Annotated in this window: 21 protein-coding genes; 8 read left to right on the top strand and 13 right to left on the bottom strand. The window is 63.1% G+C overall.

The features are described from left to right. Positions 1 to 17 precede the first annotated feature (17 nt). From ACI512_RS31680 to nrdR, 11 genes are all read right to left on the bottom strand, one after another. Positions 18 to 806 carry a cobalamin-binding protein gene (locus tag ACI512_RS31680; RefSeq protein WP_236378355.1) on the bottom strand — a complete coding sequence of 263 codons (789 nt, stop codon included), beginning with the start codon at positions 804 to 806 and terminating at the stop codon, positions 18 to 20. Continuing rightward, complete coding sequence (locus ACI512_RS31685) at positions 803 to 1,222, bottom strand: nuclear FMR1 interacting 1 family protein (protein WP_015886100.1); 420 nt, start codon at positions 1,220 to 1,222, stop codon at positions 803 to 805. The genes ACI512_RS31680 and ACI512_RS31685 overlap by 4 nt, the downstream gene beginning before the upstream one ends. Then, complete coding sequence (ribA, locus tag ACI512_RS31690) at positions 1,219 to 1,836, bottom strand: GTP cyclohydrolase II (protein WP_064052217.1); 618 nt, start codon at positions 1,834 to 1,836, stop codon at positions 1,219 to 1,221. The genes ACI512_RS31685 and ribA overlap by 4 nt, the downstream gene beginning before the upstream one ends. Positions 1,837 to 1,965: 129 nt before the next feature. After that, complete coding sequence (locus ACI512_RS31695) at positions 1,966 to 2,694, bottom strand: ABC transporter substrate-binding protein (protein ID WP_236378357.1); 729 nt, start codon at positions 2,692 to 2,694, stop codon at positions 1,966 to 1,968. 62 nt (positions 2,695 to 2,756) lie between these two features. Beyond that, positions 2,757 to 3,722, bottom strand: coding sequence for a thiamine-phosphate kinase (thiL, locus tag ACI512_RS31700; protein WP_236378367.1), 966 nt, complete (start codon positions 3,720 to 3,722; stop codon positions 2,757 to 2,759). An 18-nt stretch (positions 3,723 to 3,740) separates the two neighbouring features. After that, on the bottom strand, positions 3,741 to 4,241 hold the full coding sequence (gene nusB, locus ACI512_RS31705; protein WP_236378368.1) for a transcription antitermination factor NusB: 501 nt from the start codon (positions 4,239 to 4,241) through the stop codon (positions 3,741 to 3,743). Further along, positions 4,238 to 4,714, bottom strand: coding sequence for a 6,7-dimethyl-8-ribityllumazine synthase (ribE, locus tag ACI512_RS31710; RefSeq protein ID WP_003176356.1), 477 nt, complete (start codon positions 4,712 to 4,714; stop codon positions 4,238 to 4,240). Before ribE ends, nusB begins: the two co-directional genes overlap by 4 nt. 90 nt (positions 4,715 to 4,804) lie before the next feature. Beyond that, positions 4,805 to 5,896 (bottom strand): bifunctional 3,4-dihydroxy-2-butanone-4-phosphate synthase/GTP cyclohydrolase II, encoded by a 1,092-nt coding sequence (ribBA, locus tag ACI512_RS31715; protein WP_015886105.1) that lies wholly within the window; start codon positions 5,894 to 5,896, stop codon positions 4,805 to 4,807. Positions 5,897 to 5,911: 15 nt separating this feature from the next. Beyond that, positions 5,912 to 6,574, bottom strand: a complete 663-nt coding sequence (locus tag ACI512_RS31720) for a riboflavin synthase (protein ID WP_015886106.1) — start codon at positions 6,572 to 6,574, stop codon at positions 5,912 to 5,914. 48 nt (positions 6,575 to 6,622) lie between these two features. Further along, the gene (ribD, locus tag ACI512_RS31725; RefSeq protein ID WP_043205972.1) at positions 6,623 to 7,759 is read right to left on the bottom strand and encodes a bifunctional diaminohydroxyphosphoribosylaminopyrimidine deaminase/5-amino-6-(5-phosphoribosylamino)uracil reductase RibD; all 1,137 of its coding nucleotides are present in this window, start codon (positions 7,757 to 7,759) and stop codon (positions 6,623 to 6,625) included. Next, complete coding sequence (gene nrdR, locus ACI512_RS31730) at positions 7,756 to 8,226, bottom strand: transcriptional regulator NrdR (RefSeq protein WP_015886108.1); 471 nt, start codon at positions 8,224 to 8,226, stop codon at positions 7,756 to 7,758. Before nrdR ends, ribD begins: the two co-directional genes overlap by 4 nt. Before the next feature lie 140 nt (positions 8,227 to 8,366). Here nrdR and ACI512_RS31735 point away from each other — a divergent pair, with 140 nt between their 5' ends. The 3 genes from ACI512_RS31735 to trxA all read left to right on the top strand — a co-directional run bounded on the left by ACI512_RS31735 (position 8,367) and on the right by trxA (position 10,588). Next, complete coding sequence (locus tag ACI512_RS31735; protein ID WP_015886109.1) at positions 8,367 to 8,822, top strand: YbaY family lipoprotein; 456 nt, start codon at positions 8,367 to 8,369, stop codon at positions 8,820 to 8,822. Beyond that, on the top strand, positions 8,819 to 9,475 hold the full coding sequence (locus tag ACI512_RS31740; protein ID WP_064052222.1) for a methyltransferase: 657 nt from the start codon (positions 8,819 to 8,821) through the stop codon (positions 9,473 to 9,475). Before ACI512_RS31735 ends, ACI512_RS31740 begins: the two co-directional genes overlap by 4 nt. A gap of 240 nt (positions 9,476 to 9,715) precedes the next feature. After that, positions 9,716 to 10,588, top strand: coding sequence for a thioredoxin (trxA, locus tag ACI512_RS31745; RefSeq protein WP_236378382.1), 873 nt, complete (start codon positions 9,716 to 9,718; stop codon positions 10,586 to 10,588). Here trxA and ACI512_RS31750 read toward each other — a convergent pair. Beyond that, complete coding sequence (locus ACI512_RS31750; protein WP_015886112.1) at positions 10,585 to 10,932, bottom strand: hypothetical protein; 348 nt, start codon at positions 10,930 to 10,932, stop codon at positions 10,585 to 10,587. The two genes, trxA and ACI512_RS31750, sit on opposite strands and share 4 nt — an antisense overlap. A 130-nt stretch (positions 10,933 to 11,062) precedes the next feature. Between ACI512_RS31750 and ACI512_RS31755 the strand changes: the two genes are divergently transcribed. From ACI512_RS31755 to ACI512_RS31775, 5 genes are all read left to right on the top strand, one after another. Then, on the top strand, positions 11,063 to 11,653 hold the full coding sequence (locus ACI512_RS31755; RefSeq protein WP_046035691.1) for a DUF2796 domain-containing protein: 591 nt from the start codon (positions 11,063 to 11,065) through the stop codon (positions 11,651 to 11,653). A gap of 6 nt (positions 11,654 to 11,659) precedes the next feature. Next, positions 11,660 to 12,370: an ABC transporter ATP-binding protein gene (locus ACI512_RS31760; protein WP_015886114.1), complete on the top strand. Its 711-nt coding sequence runs from the start codon at positions 11,660 to 11,662 to the stop codon at positions 12,368 to 12,370. A 1-nt stretch (position 12,371) separates the two neighbouring features. Further along, complete coding sequence (locus ACI512_RS31765; RefSeq protein WP_046035690.1) at positions 12,372 to 13,637, top strand: ABC transporter permease; 1,266 nt, start codon at positions 12,372 to 12,374, stop codon at positions 13,635 to 13,637. A gap of 11 nt (positions 13,638 to 13,648) precedes the next feature. Further along, positions 13,649 to 14,170 carry a DUF3299 domain-containing protein gene (locus ACI512_RS31770; RefSeq protein ID WP_231808515.1) on the top strand — a complete coding sequence of 174 codons (522 nt, stop codon included), beginning with the start codon at positions 13,649 to 13,651 and terminating at the stop codon, positions 14,168 to 14,170. Positions 14,171 to 14,264: 94 nt separating this feature from the next. Further along, positions 14,265 to 14,963, top strand: a complete 699-nt coding sequence (locus ACI512_RS31775) for an OmpW family protein (RefSeq protein ID WP_015886117.1) — start codon at positions 14,265 to 14,267, stop codon at positions 14,961 to 14,963. Between the two features lie 75 nt (positions 14,964 to 15,038). Here ACI512_RS31775 and ACI512_RS31780 read toward each other — a convergent pair whose 3' ends face one another. Next, positions 15,039 to 15,923: a sugar nucleotide-binding protein gene (locus ACI512_RS31780; RefSeq protein WP_015886118.1), complete on the bottom strand. Its 885-nt coding sequence runs from the start codon at positions 15,921 to 15,923 to the stop codon at positions 15,039 to 15,041. Positions 15,924 to 16,028 lie beyond the last annotated feature (105 nt).

Raw genomic sequence — 16,028 nt, forward strand, 5'->3', positions numbered from 1 at the left:
TGCCTGCGATGGCGGTATCACAGGTTCGGCGCAATCACCTGACACAACCGCCCCACCGCCTCCAACATCTGCCCACTGGGCCTCTCCAGGCCTTTGTCCGGCACTAACCGCACCCGCGCCGCCATCGTCGGCCAGACCTTCCAGGCCTCCTGCTGAGCCTGATCACTCACCAGGATCATCTTGGGATTACGCTGCAGCACCGACTCGATATTGACCTGCGGCGCGGGCAGCTTGAGGTCATCGAACACATTGCGCGCACCGCACACCGTCAGCGCATCGCTGATGATCTGCCCACCGCCCACGGTGTACAGCGGCTGATTCCACACTTGGTAAAACACCCGCAGCGGCTCGGCACGCTGATAGCGCTGGCGCAGTTCGGCCAGGCGTTGGCGCAGTTGCGCGGCCAGTTGCCGTCCGGCCTCAGGGCGATCCAATTGCTCGGCGATGGCCTGGACCTGAGTGGTGAGTTGTTCAAGACTATGGGGTTCGGCGACGTACACCGGGATATTCAGGCGCTGCAACTGCTCACGCTGGGCGGGGCCGACACTGCCGGGCCAGAGCAGGATAAGGTCGGGCTTGAGGCTGAGCAGGCGCTCCATGTCCAACTGGCCGTAATGCCCTACCGACGGCACTTGCGCCAACGCCGCCGGGCGCTCGCCGCCGTCGAGCACGCCCACCAGCAGATCGGCGGCGCCCAGTTCGACCACGATTTCAGAAAGCGACGGCGCCAGGCTCACGACCCGTTCGACCGCCAGCGCCTGGGCACTGAATGCCAGCAGCACCACCGCCAGCCAGTGACACCTCATCCCAGTTGACGGGGAATGCGGTAGAGGTAGAACAGCACTACGGTCGACAGCGCCAGCAGGAACAGCGGCACCGCTTCCAGGCCGACGAACACCGACAACGCACCGATCCAGGCCGGCACGGCAGCGATCAGCAACGCCGTGCGCCGACGGGCCGCCAGGGTGATCCAGGCAGCCGGTTCTTCGGGAGTATCGAGGGCTTTGGAGGTGGCGATCAACGCATGTTTATAGCCGTTGAAATAACGCAGGCTGAGGAACATCGAGGCCACGCCGGCGATAAAGAAGGGCATGGCCAGCACGGGTAGCAGGGACTCGGCTTGGCCAAACACCAGGTTGATCACAAACAAGGGGAGCAACGCCAGGGCCAGGTACTGCCACCAATTGAAGGACAGCCGCCGTTTTACCTGGCCACGGGTCACGCGCGGTCGACCTCGCCTTGGTGCTCGTTACCCATCATGTGGTCGAGCTTGCTGGCCTTGGTGGCCAGGTAGAGTTTGTTGTGCGGATTGTGTCCGGTGTGCAGCGGCACGCGCTCGGCGACCGTGATGCCCATCTCGGTCAAGGCTTTGACCTTGCGAGGGTTGTTGGTCATCAGGCGCAGGGAGCTGACGCCCAGGTACTCCAGCATCGGCAGGCAGATCGCGTAGTCACGCTGGTCGGCGGCAAAGCCCAGGCGCTCGTTGGCCTCGACGGTATCGGCACCCCCATCTTGTAGCTCATAGGCGCGGATTTTGTTCATCAGGCCAATGCCCCGGCCTTCCTGACGCAAGTACAACAGCACGCCCCGGCCTTCACGGGCGATGGCCCGCATGGCCGCTTCCAGTTGCGAACCGCAGTCGCAACGCTGGCTGAACAGCGCATCGCCGGTCAGGCATTCGGAGTGCACCCGGCCCAGCACCGGCGCGCCATCAGCGATATCGCCCAGGCTAAGCACAACGTGCTCACGCCCGGTGGCTTCTTCGAGAAAGCCGTTCATGGTGAACGTGGCAAAAGGGGTAGGCAGCTTGGAAGCAGCGACGAAAACGACGGGCACCGTGTGCTCCTGATTTCAGTTTTTACAAAGGCGGCCATTGTAACAGCAGGTTCCTACAGACGCTTAAGCTGAATTATCGCTGATAAAGATCAATCGGTTCGATTGGCCTTCGTCCTGGTTCTATGCAGGTTAGAAGGGATAGGCCTGGTGCCAGCGCTCGAAAATCGGTCTCAGCTCGCCGCTTTTTACTAACGCGTCCATACGCTGGTCGAACACGCCCGCCAACACCCGCCCTCGCTCGCTGTCGGTAAACCCGACGTAGAGCGGCAACTCAACGACAGGGGTGAGCTTAAACTGTGTGGGGTCTTTCGCCTGGCTGAGTACGAATTTGGACTCGGTGAGGGAGTCGATATAAAAGTCCACTCTGCCGTGCTGGAGCATCGGCAGGATGCCATCGCGGCGTTCGATCTGGTTGAAGCGCTGTACATTCGGCAAGTACGCCTCGAACTTGTAGCCGCGCACCCACGCCAGGCGGTAGTTGGCCAGCGTGGTCAGGGTCGGCGTGGGTGTGGTCGCCAGCCCCAGCGCATAAATGTGGTCGGAATCGAAGCGCCAGTGCGGGTACACCACGCCTTCGACTTCGGCCGGATAGGAACCAACCCAGCCATCCACCTCGCCGCGTTGGGCCAGGCCGACCGAGCGGGTGTAGGGCACAGAGCGGGTTTGCAGCTTGAACCCGGCGGGCTCAAATACCTGTCGCAATAAGTCCCAGGCCAGGCCGCTGCCATCGGCATTGGTGTAGTCATCCCAGGCCTCACTGGCCAGCGACACTTTACCGGGAGCCACCGCGGCCTCCTGTGCCTGCGCCAAGGGGGCGACGCAGCACAGCAGAATCCTCAGCCAGCGGTGCACATCCATAATGATGACCTCCTACAGGTATTGCATCCGTATGAGGCTATAGGGTAGCGCAGGTCGCCCGGTTAAGGCGCCTCTCGAAAGTGTTGATAGCCACGAATGGCTGGGGTGATGTCGTGCCCGTGTGCGTCGAGTAAGGTTACGCCCTGCCCCGGCTCGACCCGGCCGATCACATGGATCGGCAACCCATCGGCCAGCAGTGGTGCCAGCTCGGCGGGCGGCAGGGTGAACGCCAGCACGTAGTCGTCCCCCCCGCTCAGGGCCGCTACTCGCGCTTCGTCATCACCGACGAAAGCCAGCAGCGCCGTGGACAACGGCAAACGCTGGCGCTCAATCAACAGGCTGACCTGTGATGCCGTGGCGATATGCCCGCAATCGGCCAGGAGCCCATCGGAAATATCCATCGCAGACGTGGCCTTGCCGCGCAGCGCCAGCCCCAGGGCCAACTGCGGTTGCGGCGACCAGTAATGAGCCAGTAACGGATCGGCGATCGCCGCATCGGCGCTGCGCTGGCCCAATACCAGCGGCAAGGCGCCGGCGGCGTTGCCCAGTTCGCCGCCGACACACAGCAGGTCTCCCGGTCGCGCGCCGCTGCGGGTCAAGGCTTGCCCGGCCGGCACACGACCCAACACGGTCAAGGTCAGGCTCAGGGGGCCACGCGTGGTATCGCCGCCCACTAACCCCACGCCGCAACGTTGCGCCATGGCATTCAACCCTTGGGCATAGCGTTGCAGCCAATCGGCATCGACCGTCGGTGTGGTAAGGGCAAGGGTAAACGCGAGGGGATGGGCGCCCATGGCGGCCAAGTCACTCACCGCCACGGCCAACGAGCGCTGGCCGAGCAGGAAGGGGTCGCAGGGGTCGGCAAAATGCACCCCGGCCACCAGTGTATCGGTGGAGATTGCCAACTGCTCCCCGGTGGGGAGCGCCAGCAAGGCGCAGTCATCGCCGATCCCCAGGGCAATCCCCTCGCCGCCTTGCGCACAAGGCGCGGCGGCGAAGTAGTTGCGGATCAGCTCAAACTCGCCCATTCAGGTTTCAAGCGCGATTCAGCGCTTGTACGCCTTCACTTCGGCTTCACGCAGGCGTGGTGCCAGCTTGTCGAGCACGCCGTTGACGAACTTGTGGCCGTCGGTCGAACCGTAGACTTTCGCCAGTTCGATACCTTCGTTGATCACCACGCGGTACGGCACGTCAACGCGATACAGCAGCTCCCAGGCAGACAGGCGCATCACGCACAGCTCAACCGGGTCCAGCTCGTCGATGGTCAGGTCCAGGCATGGCGCCAGGGCTGTATCGATCTCGGTCAGGTGGGCATGCACACCGTGCAGGATGTCGTGGAAGTACGGCAGGTCGGCGAGGGTGAAATCGTTGTCGACGCGAAACTGTGCCTCGATTTCGTTCAACGAAGCGCCCGCTATCTGACGCTGATACAGCGCCTGGGTCGCCAACTGCCGAGCAGCGCGACGCTTCTCGTTCTTGGATGGCTTGCCGGCATCGGCTGGGCGTGGGTCACGCGGGTTGAAGTTGTCGCTCTCGTCGGAAATCACTTGGCCTCCAACTGCGACAGCAGGCTGACCATTTCCAGCGCGGACAGGGCAGCTTCAGCGCCTTTGTTACCGGCCTTGGTGCCGGAGCGCTCGATGGCTTGCTCGATGGAATCAACGGTCAGTACGCCGAAAGCGACCGGTACGCCGAACTCCATGGACACCTGGGCCAGGCCCTTGGTGCATTCGCCGGCCACGTATTCGAAGTGCGGGGTACCGCCACGAATGACCGCGCCCAGGGCGATGATCGCCGCGTATTCACCCTGCTGGGCAACTTTTTGCGCAACCAGTGGAATTTCGAAGGCGCCAGGGGCACGGATGATGGTGATGTCGCTCTCGCTCACACCGTGGCGAACCAGGGCGTCCACGGCACCGCTTACCAGGCTTTCAACCACGAAGCTGTTGAAGCGGCCAACCACCAGGGCGTAGCGGCCTTTGGGGGCGATGAAGGTACCTTCGATGGTCTTCAGGGTCATTCGACAAATCTCTTAAAGAGCCGGGACGCGTGTATGACGCGTCCCTTAGTGATATTTGAACCGCGAACAAAGGGCGAAAACCGCCAGCCTTTATTCGGAGGGCACGTATTCTACTACTTCCAAGTCGAAACCGGATATCGCATTAAATTTCATCGGTGCGCTCATCAGGCGCATTTTGCGCACACCCAGGTCCCGCAGGATCTGCGAACCGGCACCGACGATGCTGTAGGTGGTCGGCTTTTTCACCGGCGCGTGGTCAGCCGTTTCGCGGATATGCGCCAGCAAGACGTCGCCATCCACCGGATTGCCGAGCAGCAGCACCACACCGCTGCCCGCCTCGGACACCGCGGACATCGCGGCGCGCAGGCTCCAGCGGCCCGGTTGCTTGACCATCAGCAGGTCACGCAGCGGGTCCATGTTGTGCACGCGTACCAGGGTCGGCTCTTCGGCGCAAATGGTGCCCAGGGTGAGGGCCATGTGCACGTCGCCTTCCACTGAATCACGGTAGGTAACCAAATTGAATTGGCCCAGTTCGCTGTCGAGTGGCTGCTCGGCAATCCGCTGAACGGTACGTTCGTGGATCATCCGGTAGTGAATCAGGTCGGCAATGGTGCCCACCTTGATGTTGTGTTCGGCGGCAAAGGCTTCAAGTTCGGCACGGCGAGCCATGGTGCCGTCGTCGTTCATCACTTCGCAGATCACGCCGCTTGGCTCGAAACCGGCCATGCGTGCCAGGTCGCAGGCGGCTTCGGTGTGGCCTGCGCGGGCCAGGGTGCCGCCCGGTTGGGCCATCAGCGGGAAGATGTGGCCTGGGCTGACGATGTCTTCGGCCTTGGCGTCTTTGGCGGCGGCGGCTTGCACCGTGCGCGCGCGGTCAGCGGCAGAAATACCGGTGGTCACGCCGGTAGTCGCTTCAATCGACACGGTGAACTTGGTACCAAAACCCGACCCATTGCGCGGCGCCATCAATGGCAGCTTGAGCAACTCGCAACGCTCGCGGCTCATGGGCATGCAGATCAGCCCACGGGCATGCTTGGCCATGAAGTTGATGTGCTCAGCCTGGCAGGCCTCGGCGGCCATGATGATGTCGCCTTCGTTCTCACGGTCTTCGTCATCCATCAGGATGACCATCTTGCCTTGGCGGATGTCTTCAACCAGTTCTTCGATACTATTGAGCGCCACAGGGCACCCCCTTGGTCAGGATTTCAGGTAGCCATTAGCGGCCAGAAAACTTTCGGTGATGTTCCCGGATGTTGGCTCTGCGGCCTTATCGCCCATCAACAGGCGCTCCAGGTAACGGGCAAGCAAGTCGACTTCCAGGTTCACCCGGCGACCCGGCTGGTACGAGGCCATGATCGTTTCGCTGAGGGTGTGGGGAATGATGGTCAGTTCGAATTCGGCGCCGTTCACGGCGTTCACGGTCAGGCTGGTGCCATCGACAGTGATCGAGCCTTTGTGGGCGATGTATTTGGCCAGCTCTTTGGGCGCGCGGATGCGAAATTCCACAGCCCGCGCATTTTCGCTGCGGGCGACCACTTCGCCGACGCCGTCGACGTGGCCGCTGACCAGGTGACCGCCCAGGCGGGTGGTCGGGGTCAGGGCTTTTTCCAGGTTGACCGGGCTGCCGGCCTTGAGATCGTTCATCGCGGTGCAGTCCAGGGTTTCCCGGCTGACGTCGGCGGCAAAACCGTTGCCCGGCAGTTCGATGACGGTCAGGCACACGCCGCTGACTGCAATGCTGTCGCCCAGTTTGACGTCGCCGAGGTCGAGCTTGCCGGTTTCAACCAGCAGGCGCACGTCGCCGCCTTTGGGGGTCATTGCACGGATGCTGCCGATGGATTCGATAATGCCGGTGAACATTTCGTTCTCCTGAAAACGAGGGGCTGACGCTCAAGCGCAGGCCGGGAATTATACGCTCGCTGCTGGCACAGGGATGGCAGTGACCCGCCAGTCGTCGCCTACAGCGCGCATTTCAGTGATCTTGAGTTGGGGGGCGTCGGCCAGTTTATCAAGCGGCCAATCCAGCAAAGGCCGGGCGGCGGAGCCGAGGAACTTGCCTGCGACGAATATCACGTATTCGTCTACCAGGCCTTGTTGGGCAAACGCACCCGCCAGGCTTGGGCCGGCCTCCACCAGCACGTCGTTGACGCCACGCGCAGCCAGCGCGACCAGTGCCGAGCGCAAGTCGACCTGGCCTTCGACACCCGGCACCACCAGGCACTCAGGGCCACGGGGGAACTGATTTTCGGCAGTCACGCAGGTGATGACCAACGCCGGGCCAGCCTTGAAGAACGGCGCGTTGAGCGGCACTCGCAGGCGGCCGTCGATCAGCACGCGCAATGGCGGGCGCGACATGGCCAGGGCGGTGGTGGCGTCATCCAGGCCGAGTTCGGCGGCGCGCACGGTCAGGCGCGCACCGTCGGCCAGCACCGTATCGGCGCCGGTCAGCACCACGCTGGCCTCGGCGCGCAGGCGCTGTACGGCAGCGCGGGCGGCGGGGCCGGTGATCCATTGGCTTTCGCCGCTGGCCATCGCGGTGCGGCCGTCCAGGCTCATCGCCAGCTTGACCCGCACAAACGGCAGGCCCTGCTCCATGCGCTTGAGGAACCCTCTGTTGAGGGCCCGCGCTTCACTTTCCAACACACCGCTGCGCACGTCGATCCCGGCCTGGGCCAGGCGCTGCATGCCGCGCCCGGCGACTTCCGGGTTAGGGTCCTGCATCGCCGCGACCACCCGCGCCAACCCGGCACTCACCAGCGCATCGGCGCACGGCGGGGTGTGCCCATAGTGGCTGCAAGGTTCGAGGGTCACATAGGCGGTGGCGCCGCGCGCCTTGTCACCGGCAGCGCGCAGGGCATGAACTTCGGCATGGGGCTCGCCGGTGCGCACGTGCCAGCCTTCGCCGACGACCTGCCCATCGCGCACAATCACGCAGCCCACCCGAGGGTTGGGGTGGGTGGTGTACAGACCCTTGCGCGCCAGTTCGAGGGCGCGGGCCATGTAATGGGCGTCGAGCACAGCTTGTTCGGCAGAGGGTGAATTCATTCTTTGGCAGGCTCACGGGCCAGGCGGTCGATCTCTTCGCGGAACTCATTGAGGTCCTGGAAGCGTCGATACACCGAGGCGAAACGGATATAGGCAACTTCGTCGAGCTTTTGCAGCTCGCCCATTACCAGTTCTCCAACCACCAGGCTCTTGACCTCGCGCTCGCCGGTCGCACGCAGCTTGTGCTTGATATGCACCAGCGCCGCCTCCAGCCGCTCGACACTCACCGGGCGTTTTTCCAGGGCGCGCTGCATACCGGCGCGCAGTTTTTCTTCGTCGAAGGGTTGGCGGCTGCCGTCGGACTTGATCAGCCGTGGCAACACCAGTTCGGCGGTTTCGAAGGTGGTGAAACGTTCACCGCAGCCAGAGGCCAGGCATTCGCGCCGGCGACGCACTTGATCGCCCTCGGCGACCAGACGCGAGTCAATGACCTTGGTGTCGTTGGCACCGCAGAAGGGACAGTGCATGGTGGGCAGGCAACAAATAAAGGGAGGGCCATGGTAGCGCATCCCTGTGGCAAGACAAGCCATAGCCTTTACGGTATATAGGCTGGCTATTATGTTTCATATTTTTCAAGCCACGGATTTTGTCCTTTCTGGAGCCGTACATGCAGTTACGACCACTTGTTTTGCTCACCCTGTTCAGTGTCCTGGTCGCCTGCAGCAGCGAAGCCCCCAAGCCTGCCGCCCCTCAACCGGCACCGGCGCAAGAGAAAAAAGTCCCCGGCATTGAAGACACCGGTCCCCTGCCCGCCTACCAGCGTGAAATCAGCGGCAGCCTGACCAACGTGCCGGCCGGCGCTGAAGTCGAGATGGCGTTGCTGGTGATCGACGACCGTTCGCGTCCGCAACAACTGCTGGCCAGCAGTGTGCTGACCGGCAATGGCCAGCCCCTGGCCTTCCGCCTGCGCTACAACCCCGAAGCCTTCCCCGCCGGTGCGCGGGTTGAACTGCGCGGCCGCGCCAGCCAGTCCGGCCAGTTGATCCTGCACCTGCCCGCCGTGCGCATCACCCAGGCGATCACCCAGAGCACCGGCCCCCTGCAACTCGTCAAGGCACCATGACGCCACCGTTGGACCTGCAAGCGGCGCTGAGCGAACTGATCGGCGACGCACAGCTGGTGCCCTGCCCGTTGCCGGGCACCGAGCTGTCGTTGTGGCTGCTGGATGCCGACAACATGGACCGCGCCTTCAGCCCCGAAGAAACCCGCCGCATTCTGCATGAACCGCCCTACTGGAGTTTTTGCTGGGCCAGCGGCCTGGCGCTGGCGCGCTACCTGGCGGCGAACCCTGAGTGGGTCGCGGGCAAACGCGTGCTGGACTTCGGCGCGGGCTCCGGCGTGGCCGCGATTGCAGCGGTCAAGGCTGGCGCACGGGAAGTGGTGGCCTGCGACCTGGACCCACTGGCCTTGGCGTCATGCCGGGCGAATGCCGAGCTTAACGATGTAGAACTGGGCTACTCCGCCGATTTTTTCGCCGAAGCCGACCGCTTCGACCTGATCCTGGTCGCCGATGTGCTCTACGACCGGGCGAACCTGCCGCTGCTGGACCAGTTCCTGACCCGAGGCCGCGAAGCGCTGGTGGCGGATTCACGCGTGCGTGACTTCCAGCACCCGGATTACCAGCGGCTGGAGATCCTTGATGCGCTGACATTGCCGGACTTGGCCGAGCCTTGGGAGTTTCGCAAGGTGAGTCTTTACCACTCGCGGCGCTCTTGAAAGCATCCCTCCTGTAGTGAGCGGGCTTGCCCCGCGCCGGGTGGCGGAGCCGCCCCAAAACAGGCGGCTGAATTCTGTCTGGAAGGTTGCGGTGACCGGATTGGGGCGGCTTCGCCACCCAGCGCGGGGCAAGCCCGCTCACTACAGTGGCAGGCATCACGCGTTTGAACTCCAAGCCGCTTCCGGTAGCCAGCGCCAGCCCTTATAGTTGCCCCATTCCCGCTTTATTCGAGACGCCCCATGAGTGAACCCACGCCGTATATCTTCGACGTCACCACCGCCAATTTCGACCAGGCCGTGATCCAGAACTCCTTCGAAAAACCCGTGCTGGTGGATTTCTGGGCCGAGTGGTGCGCGCCATGCAAGGCGTTGATGCCGATGCTGGCGAAGGTGGCCGAGAGTTATCAGGGCGAGTTGCTGCTGGCCAAGGTCGATTGCGAGGCCGAGCAGGACATCGTTGCGCGGTTTGGCATTCAGAGCCTGCCGACGGTGGTGCTGTTCAAGGATGGCCAGCCGGTGGATGGGTTCGCCGGAGCGCAGCCGGAGTCGGCGGTGCGGGCGATGCTCGAGCCGCATGTGCAGATGCCGCCACCGGCGGCGGCGGATCCGTTGGAGCAGGCCCAGGCACTGTTTGCCGAAGGTCGCATCAGCGATGCTGAAGCCGTGCTGGTGACGCTGCTGGGCGAAGACAACACTAACGCCGCGGCGTTGATCCTGTACGCCCGCTGCTTGGCCGAACGCGGTGAATTGGGTGAAGCCCAGACCGTGCTGGACGCGGTGAAGAGCGACGATCACAAAGCCGCCATCGCCGGGGCCAAGGCGCAGATCGCCTTCCTGCGCCAGGCTGCCGACCTGCCGGACGCCGCCGACTTGAAAAGCCGCCTGGCGCAAAACCCGCAGGACGACGAAGCGGCCTACCAGTTGGCGATCCAGCAACTGGCGCGCCAACAGTACGACGCGGCGCTGGAAGGTTTGCTCAAGCTGTTTATCCGCAACCGCAGCTACAGCGAAGGCCTGCCGCACAAGACCTTGCTGCAGGTGTTCGAACTGCTGGGCAACGACCACCCGCTGGTGACCGTGTATCGCCGCAAGTTGTTCGCCGCGCTGTACTAATCGCCGACCCAGCTGTACAGCGGTGTATCCCCGCCGCTGGCAACCTTCACCTGGGCGCTGTGGCGCAGGCGTACCAACAGGCGCTTGCCCGCCGAGGCGTCGCCGGCCAGGCCTTCCAACTGGTCAAGCAACTCCAGGCCACTGAGCTGTCCGGCCTTGCGCAACAGCGCCTGGGCGCCCTGCCACAGCTCATCATTGTGTTTGACCGGAGCCACGGGCGCAGCGGCCGGGCTGGCCACGGGCGTGGCCTGCAAGTGCGCGCCCAGCCGTGCCCAATCGCCGTCATCGAGCTCCAGGGTCAAGTCCACCGGCAGGTCGCCGACCGTTCCACGAATTCGCAACATCGTCCTTACTCCTGCATTTTTCCGACAAGCATGCTCCCATGCGGCTTGCGCAACGCCAAGCGGGCGGTCAAACTCTCGGGCAATTGTTATAAGATCACATAACAAAACTTTCATGTTCTGGAGTCTTCTCATGCGCCGTTTGTTGCTTGCTTTGCCGTTTGCCCTGCTGCCATTGGCGGTTGCCCATGCTCATGACGACCACGACCATGAACACGGCAGCCTCGGCGCCCACGAGCATGGCGTCGGCCGCCTCAACGCAGTGCTCGACGGCCAGGCCCTGGAGCTTGAGTTGGACAGCCCGGCAATGAACCTGGTGGGTTTCGAACACCTGGCCACCACCCCGGCGGACAAAGCCAAGGTCGCCGCCGCGCGCAAGCAACTGGAGAACCCCGTCGCCCTGTTCAACCTGCCTAAGGCTGCCGGTTGCGTGGTCAGCACACAGGAGCTCAACAGCCCGCTGTTCGGCGATAAACCCGAAGCCGACCATGACGACGATGATGACGACGCCAAAGACGGCGCCCACGAACACCCTCACGACCACAGCGAAATCCACGCCCACTACCAGTTCACCTGTGCCACACCGACGGCCCTGAGCACTCTTGACCTGACCCAGGTGTTCAAGACCTTCCCCGCCACCCAGAAAATTCAGGTACAACTGATCGGCCCGAGCGGCCAGCAAGGTGTTGAAGCGACGGCCACCGCAGCCACCCTGAAGTTCTGAGTCCCCATGACCCACGCATTGATCGAACTGTCTGACCTGGGCTTCAACTGGCCTGGGCACCCACAGTTGCTGGACATCCCCGCGTTCCGCCTGGAAGCGGGGGAAACCCTGTTTCTCAAAGGCCCGAGCGGCAGTGGCAAAACCACACTGCTGGGCCTGCTCGGCGGCGTGCAGAAACCCAGCCGAGGCAGCATCCGCCTGCTCGGCCAGGAGCTGACTGAGCTCTCGGCCGGTGCCCGCGACCGTTTCCGCGTCGACCACACCGGCTACATCTTCCAGCAGTTCAACCTGCTGCCGTTCCTGTCGGTGCGCGAGAACGTCGAATTGCCGTGCCACTTTTCCACGCTGCGCGCGCAACGAGCAAAACAGCGCCACGGCAGTGTCGACCAGGCCGCCGCTGCGTTGCTCGCGCACCTGGGTTTGAAAGACAAAGACCTGCTCGAAAGGCGTGCCGACTCGCTGTCCATCGGTCAGCAACAACGGGTGGCCGCCGCCCGTGCGTTGATCGGCCAGCCGGAACTGGTGATCGCCGACGAGCCTACCTCGGCCCTGGACTACGACGCCCGCGAAGCCTTCCTGCAACTGCTGTTCGCCGAATGCCGCGAAGCGGGTGCCAGCCTGTTGTTTGTCAGCCATGACCAGAGCCTGGCTTCGCTGTTCGACCGCAACCTGTCGCTGGCCGAGCTCAATCGCGCCGCCACGCCCGCAGAGGTTTGAGATGTATCTGTTCCGTCTAGCCATGGCCAGCCTGGCTAACCGCCGCTTTACCGCGATCCTCACTGCCTTCGCCATCGCGCTTTCAGTCTGCTTGTTGCTCGCGGTGGAGCGCGTGCGCGTTGAGGCGCGCAACAGTTTCGCCAGCACCATCAGCGGCACCGACCTGATCGTCGGCGCCCGCTCGGGCTCGGTCAACCTGCTGCTGTACTCGGTGTTCCGCATCGGCAACGCCACCAACAACATCCGTTGGGACAGTTTCGAACACTTTGCCGCCAGCCCCCAGGTGAAGTGGGCGATCCCGATGTCCCTCGGCGACTCCCATCGCGGCTACCGCGTGATGGGCACCAACGCGTCCTACTTCGAACACTACCAATACGGCCGCAAGCAAAACCTCGAACTGGCCAGCGGGCGCGCCTTCGCGACCGACCCGTTCGAAGTGGTGCTCGGTGCCGAAGTCGCCGACGCGTTGCATTACAAACTCGGCGACAAACTGGTGCTCGCCCACGGCGTGGCGGTGGTCAGCCTGGTCAAGCACGACGACAAACCGTTCACCGTGGTCGGCATTCTCAAGCGCACCGGCACGCCGGTGGACCGCACGTTGCACATCAGCCTCGGCGGCATGGAAGCGATCCATATCGACTGGCACAACGGCGTGCCCGCGCAGGGCAAAGGCCGTATCAGCGCCGACCAGGCACGTAACATGGACCTTACACCGCAGGCCATCACCGCGTTCATGCTCGGCCTGAACAACAAGATTTCCACCTTCGCCCTGCAACGGGAGATCAACGAATTCCGCGGTGAACCGATGCTGGCGATCCTGCCCGGCGTGGCACTGCAAGAGCTGTGGAGCATGATGGGCACCGCCGAAAAAGCCCTGTTCGTGATCTCGCTGTTCGTGGTGCTCACCGGCCTGATCGGCATGCTCACGGCGATCCTCACCAGCCTCAACGAACGCCGCCGCGAGATGGCGATCCTGCGTTCGGTGGGCGCACGCCCGTGGCATATCGCGACGCTGCTGATCTTCGAAGCCTTCGCCCTGGCGCTGTCTGGCGTGATCGCGGGCGTGGGTTTGCTGTACGTGTGCATGGCCGCGTCGCGCGGGTACCTTCAGGCCAACTACGGCCTGGACTTGCCGATGTCGTGGCCCAGCGAATATGAATGGACGTTGCTCGCCGGTATCCTGGCGGCAGCGCTGTTGATGGGCAGCGTGCCCGCGTGGCGCGCCTATCGACAATCCCTGGCCGATGGCCTGTCCATACGTTTATGAGGAAGGCTTTGATGCGTCGCGCGCTGCTTGCACTGTTTCTGCTGATTACCCTGCCCGCCTGGGCGGAAGATCAGCCCAAGGACTTGTCCTGGCAGGAAATGATCCCGCCGGACGCGCCGCCGGAAATTCCCAATATGAAACCGCTGCACGACCTGTCGAACATGGCCGATGCGTTGTCCGTCGAGGCGGCGCCGGCCGCCAAACAGGATTTGCCCAACGCGCCGGTGGTGCAGAGCCTCGACGGTCAGCACATCCGTTTGCCGGGTTATATCGTGCCGCTGGAAGTCAGCGAAGAAGGCCGTACCACCGAGTTTCTGCTGGTGCCGTATTTCGGCGCGTGCATCCATGTGCCGCCGCCACCGTCGAACCAGATCGTGCATGTCAAAAGCGAAATCGGCGTGAAGCTCGATGAGCTCTACCAGCCGTACTGGATCGAAGGCGCGATGCAAGTCAAGCCGTCCACCAGCGAACTCGCCGATGCCGGTTACCAGATGGATGCCGAGAAAATTTACATGTACGAGCTGCCGGAATAGCGCTGATCGCCCTTTCATTGAGCTGAGTCAAAAGACCGAACGGAACGATCTTTACCATTGGACGTACAACTTTTGAACGTCCTTTGGAGCTCCCATGAACAAGTCTCTGCTTGGCGCGTCCCTCTTCGCGCTCGCCCTCGCTGCCCCTGTTGCACACGCTCACGAAGCGGGCGACATTCTGATTCGCGCCGGTGCAATCACCGTGAACCCGAAGGCAGACAGCAGCAGCGTCAAGGTTGACCAAGGCCCACTGGCCGGCGCCAATCTAGGCGGCAAGGCGACCATGAGCAGCGACACTCAGTTGGGCTTGAACTTCGCCTACATGCTGACCAACCACGTCGGTATCGAACTGCTGGCGGCCACACCGTTCGAGCATGACGTGAAGATCAAGAACACCGCCCTAGGCGCCGCGAACGGCAAGCTCGGCACCCTGAAACACCTGCCGCCGACCCTGAGCGTCGTGTACTACCCACTGGACAACAAGTCGGCTTTCCAGCCGTACGTGGGCGCCGGTATCAACTACACCTGGATCTATGACGAACACGTCGGCAGCCGCGCATCGGACGCAGGCTTCAGCAACTTCAAGGCCGAAAACTCCTGGGGCTGGGCGGCGCAGATCGGTGCCGACTACATGATCAACGACAAGTGGATGATCAACGCCCAGGCGCGCTACATCGACATCAGCACCAAAGCGACGGTGGACAACAATGCCCTGGGCCAGGGCACGCGCGCCAAGGTCAATGTGGACGTGGACCCGATGGTCTACATGGTGGGTATCGGCTACAAGTTCTGACACCAACCTGAGCAACAACACAAAACCCAATATGGAAGGGGCTTGCCCCCTCCCACATTGGGTTTTCGCATTGGATCAGCTGTGACGGTAGAACCGGTCCAGCAATGCCGGCAGCCCCGCCCGCCACGCCCGTGGCTTGATGCCAAAGGTGTGAAGGATTTTCTTGCAAGCCAGCACCGCGTGTTGCGGCTCATCCGCCGCATCCGGCCGGGCCGCATGGGCCTGGGCGGTGGGGGATTCGATCGCCAGCGGGTGGAAGGTACGTGCTTCAGTCAAAATCGCCTGGCCCAGCGCCAACGGTGTGGTCGCCTCATGCCCGGCGTAGTGGTACGTGCCCCACAACGGCGCCGCGCAATCGAGTTGCTTGAGCACCGAGATGATCACCCGCGCCGCATCATCCACCGGCGTCGGGTTGCCGCGACGGTCGTCCGCCATCAGCAATTCATCCGGCTTCTCGGCCCGCGCCAGGAAGCGCCCGAGGGTACCGTCGACGCTGTCATCCAGCAGCCAGCCGAACCGCAACAGCACATGTTGTGGGCAGGTGGCGCGCACGCTCTGTTCGATTCGCCACAACGCCTGGCCGCGCAGGCCCAGGGGCACCGGCTCATCTTTTTCGCTGTAGGCGGTGGCGCGGGAGCCATCGAACACGCGGTAGCTGGACGGTTGCAGCAAGGTGATGTTGTGGTGCTGGCACAGTTCGGCCAGGCGCTCGATGGCGAATTCCTGGGCGGCCAAACGGGTTTCGCTGACCACCTCGGCCTGGAACCAGTCGAAATAGTAGGCGAGGTTGATCAACGCATCGGGACGGGTGTCGTCGAGCAGTTGGGTAAGGCTCGCGGCATCCCAGCCGTCTTTGGGCGGTTTGGGGGCGAGGAAACCGATGTCTTCCTCTGCACCGAGGCGAATCAGCGCCTGCCCGAGGGCATTCCCGCCGCCCAGTAACATAAGGCGCATTCGCATAGATTGAGCAGGCCCGGTCTGTGTGGAACGAAGGTTTTCAGGTATTTGTCAGAATCGTTGCATTTTGCGGGTTTGTAGCGCAACCGTCACGGATAAAGTGCGCGA

This window comes from Pseudomonas petroselini (assembly GCF_045037875.1).
Classification (GTDB): Bacteria; Pseudomonadota; Gammaproteobacteria; order Pseudomonadales; family Pseudomonadaceae; genus Aquipseudomonas; species Aquipseudomonas petroselini.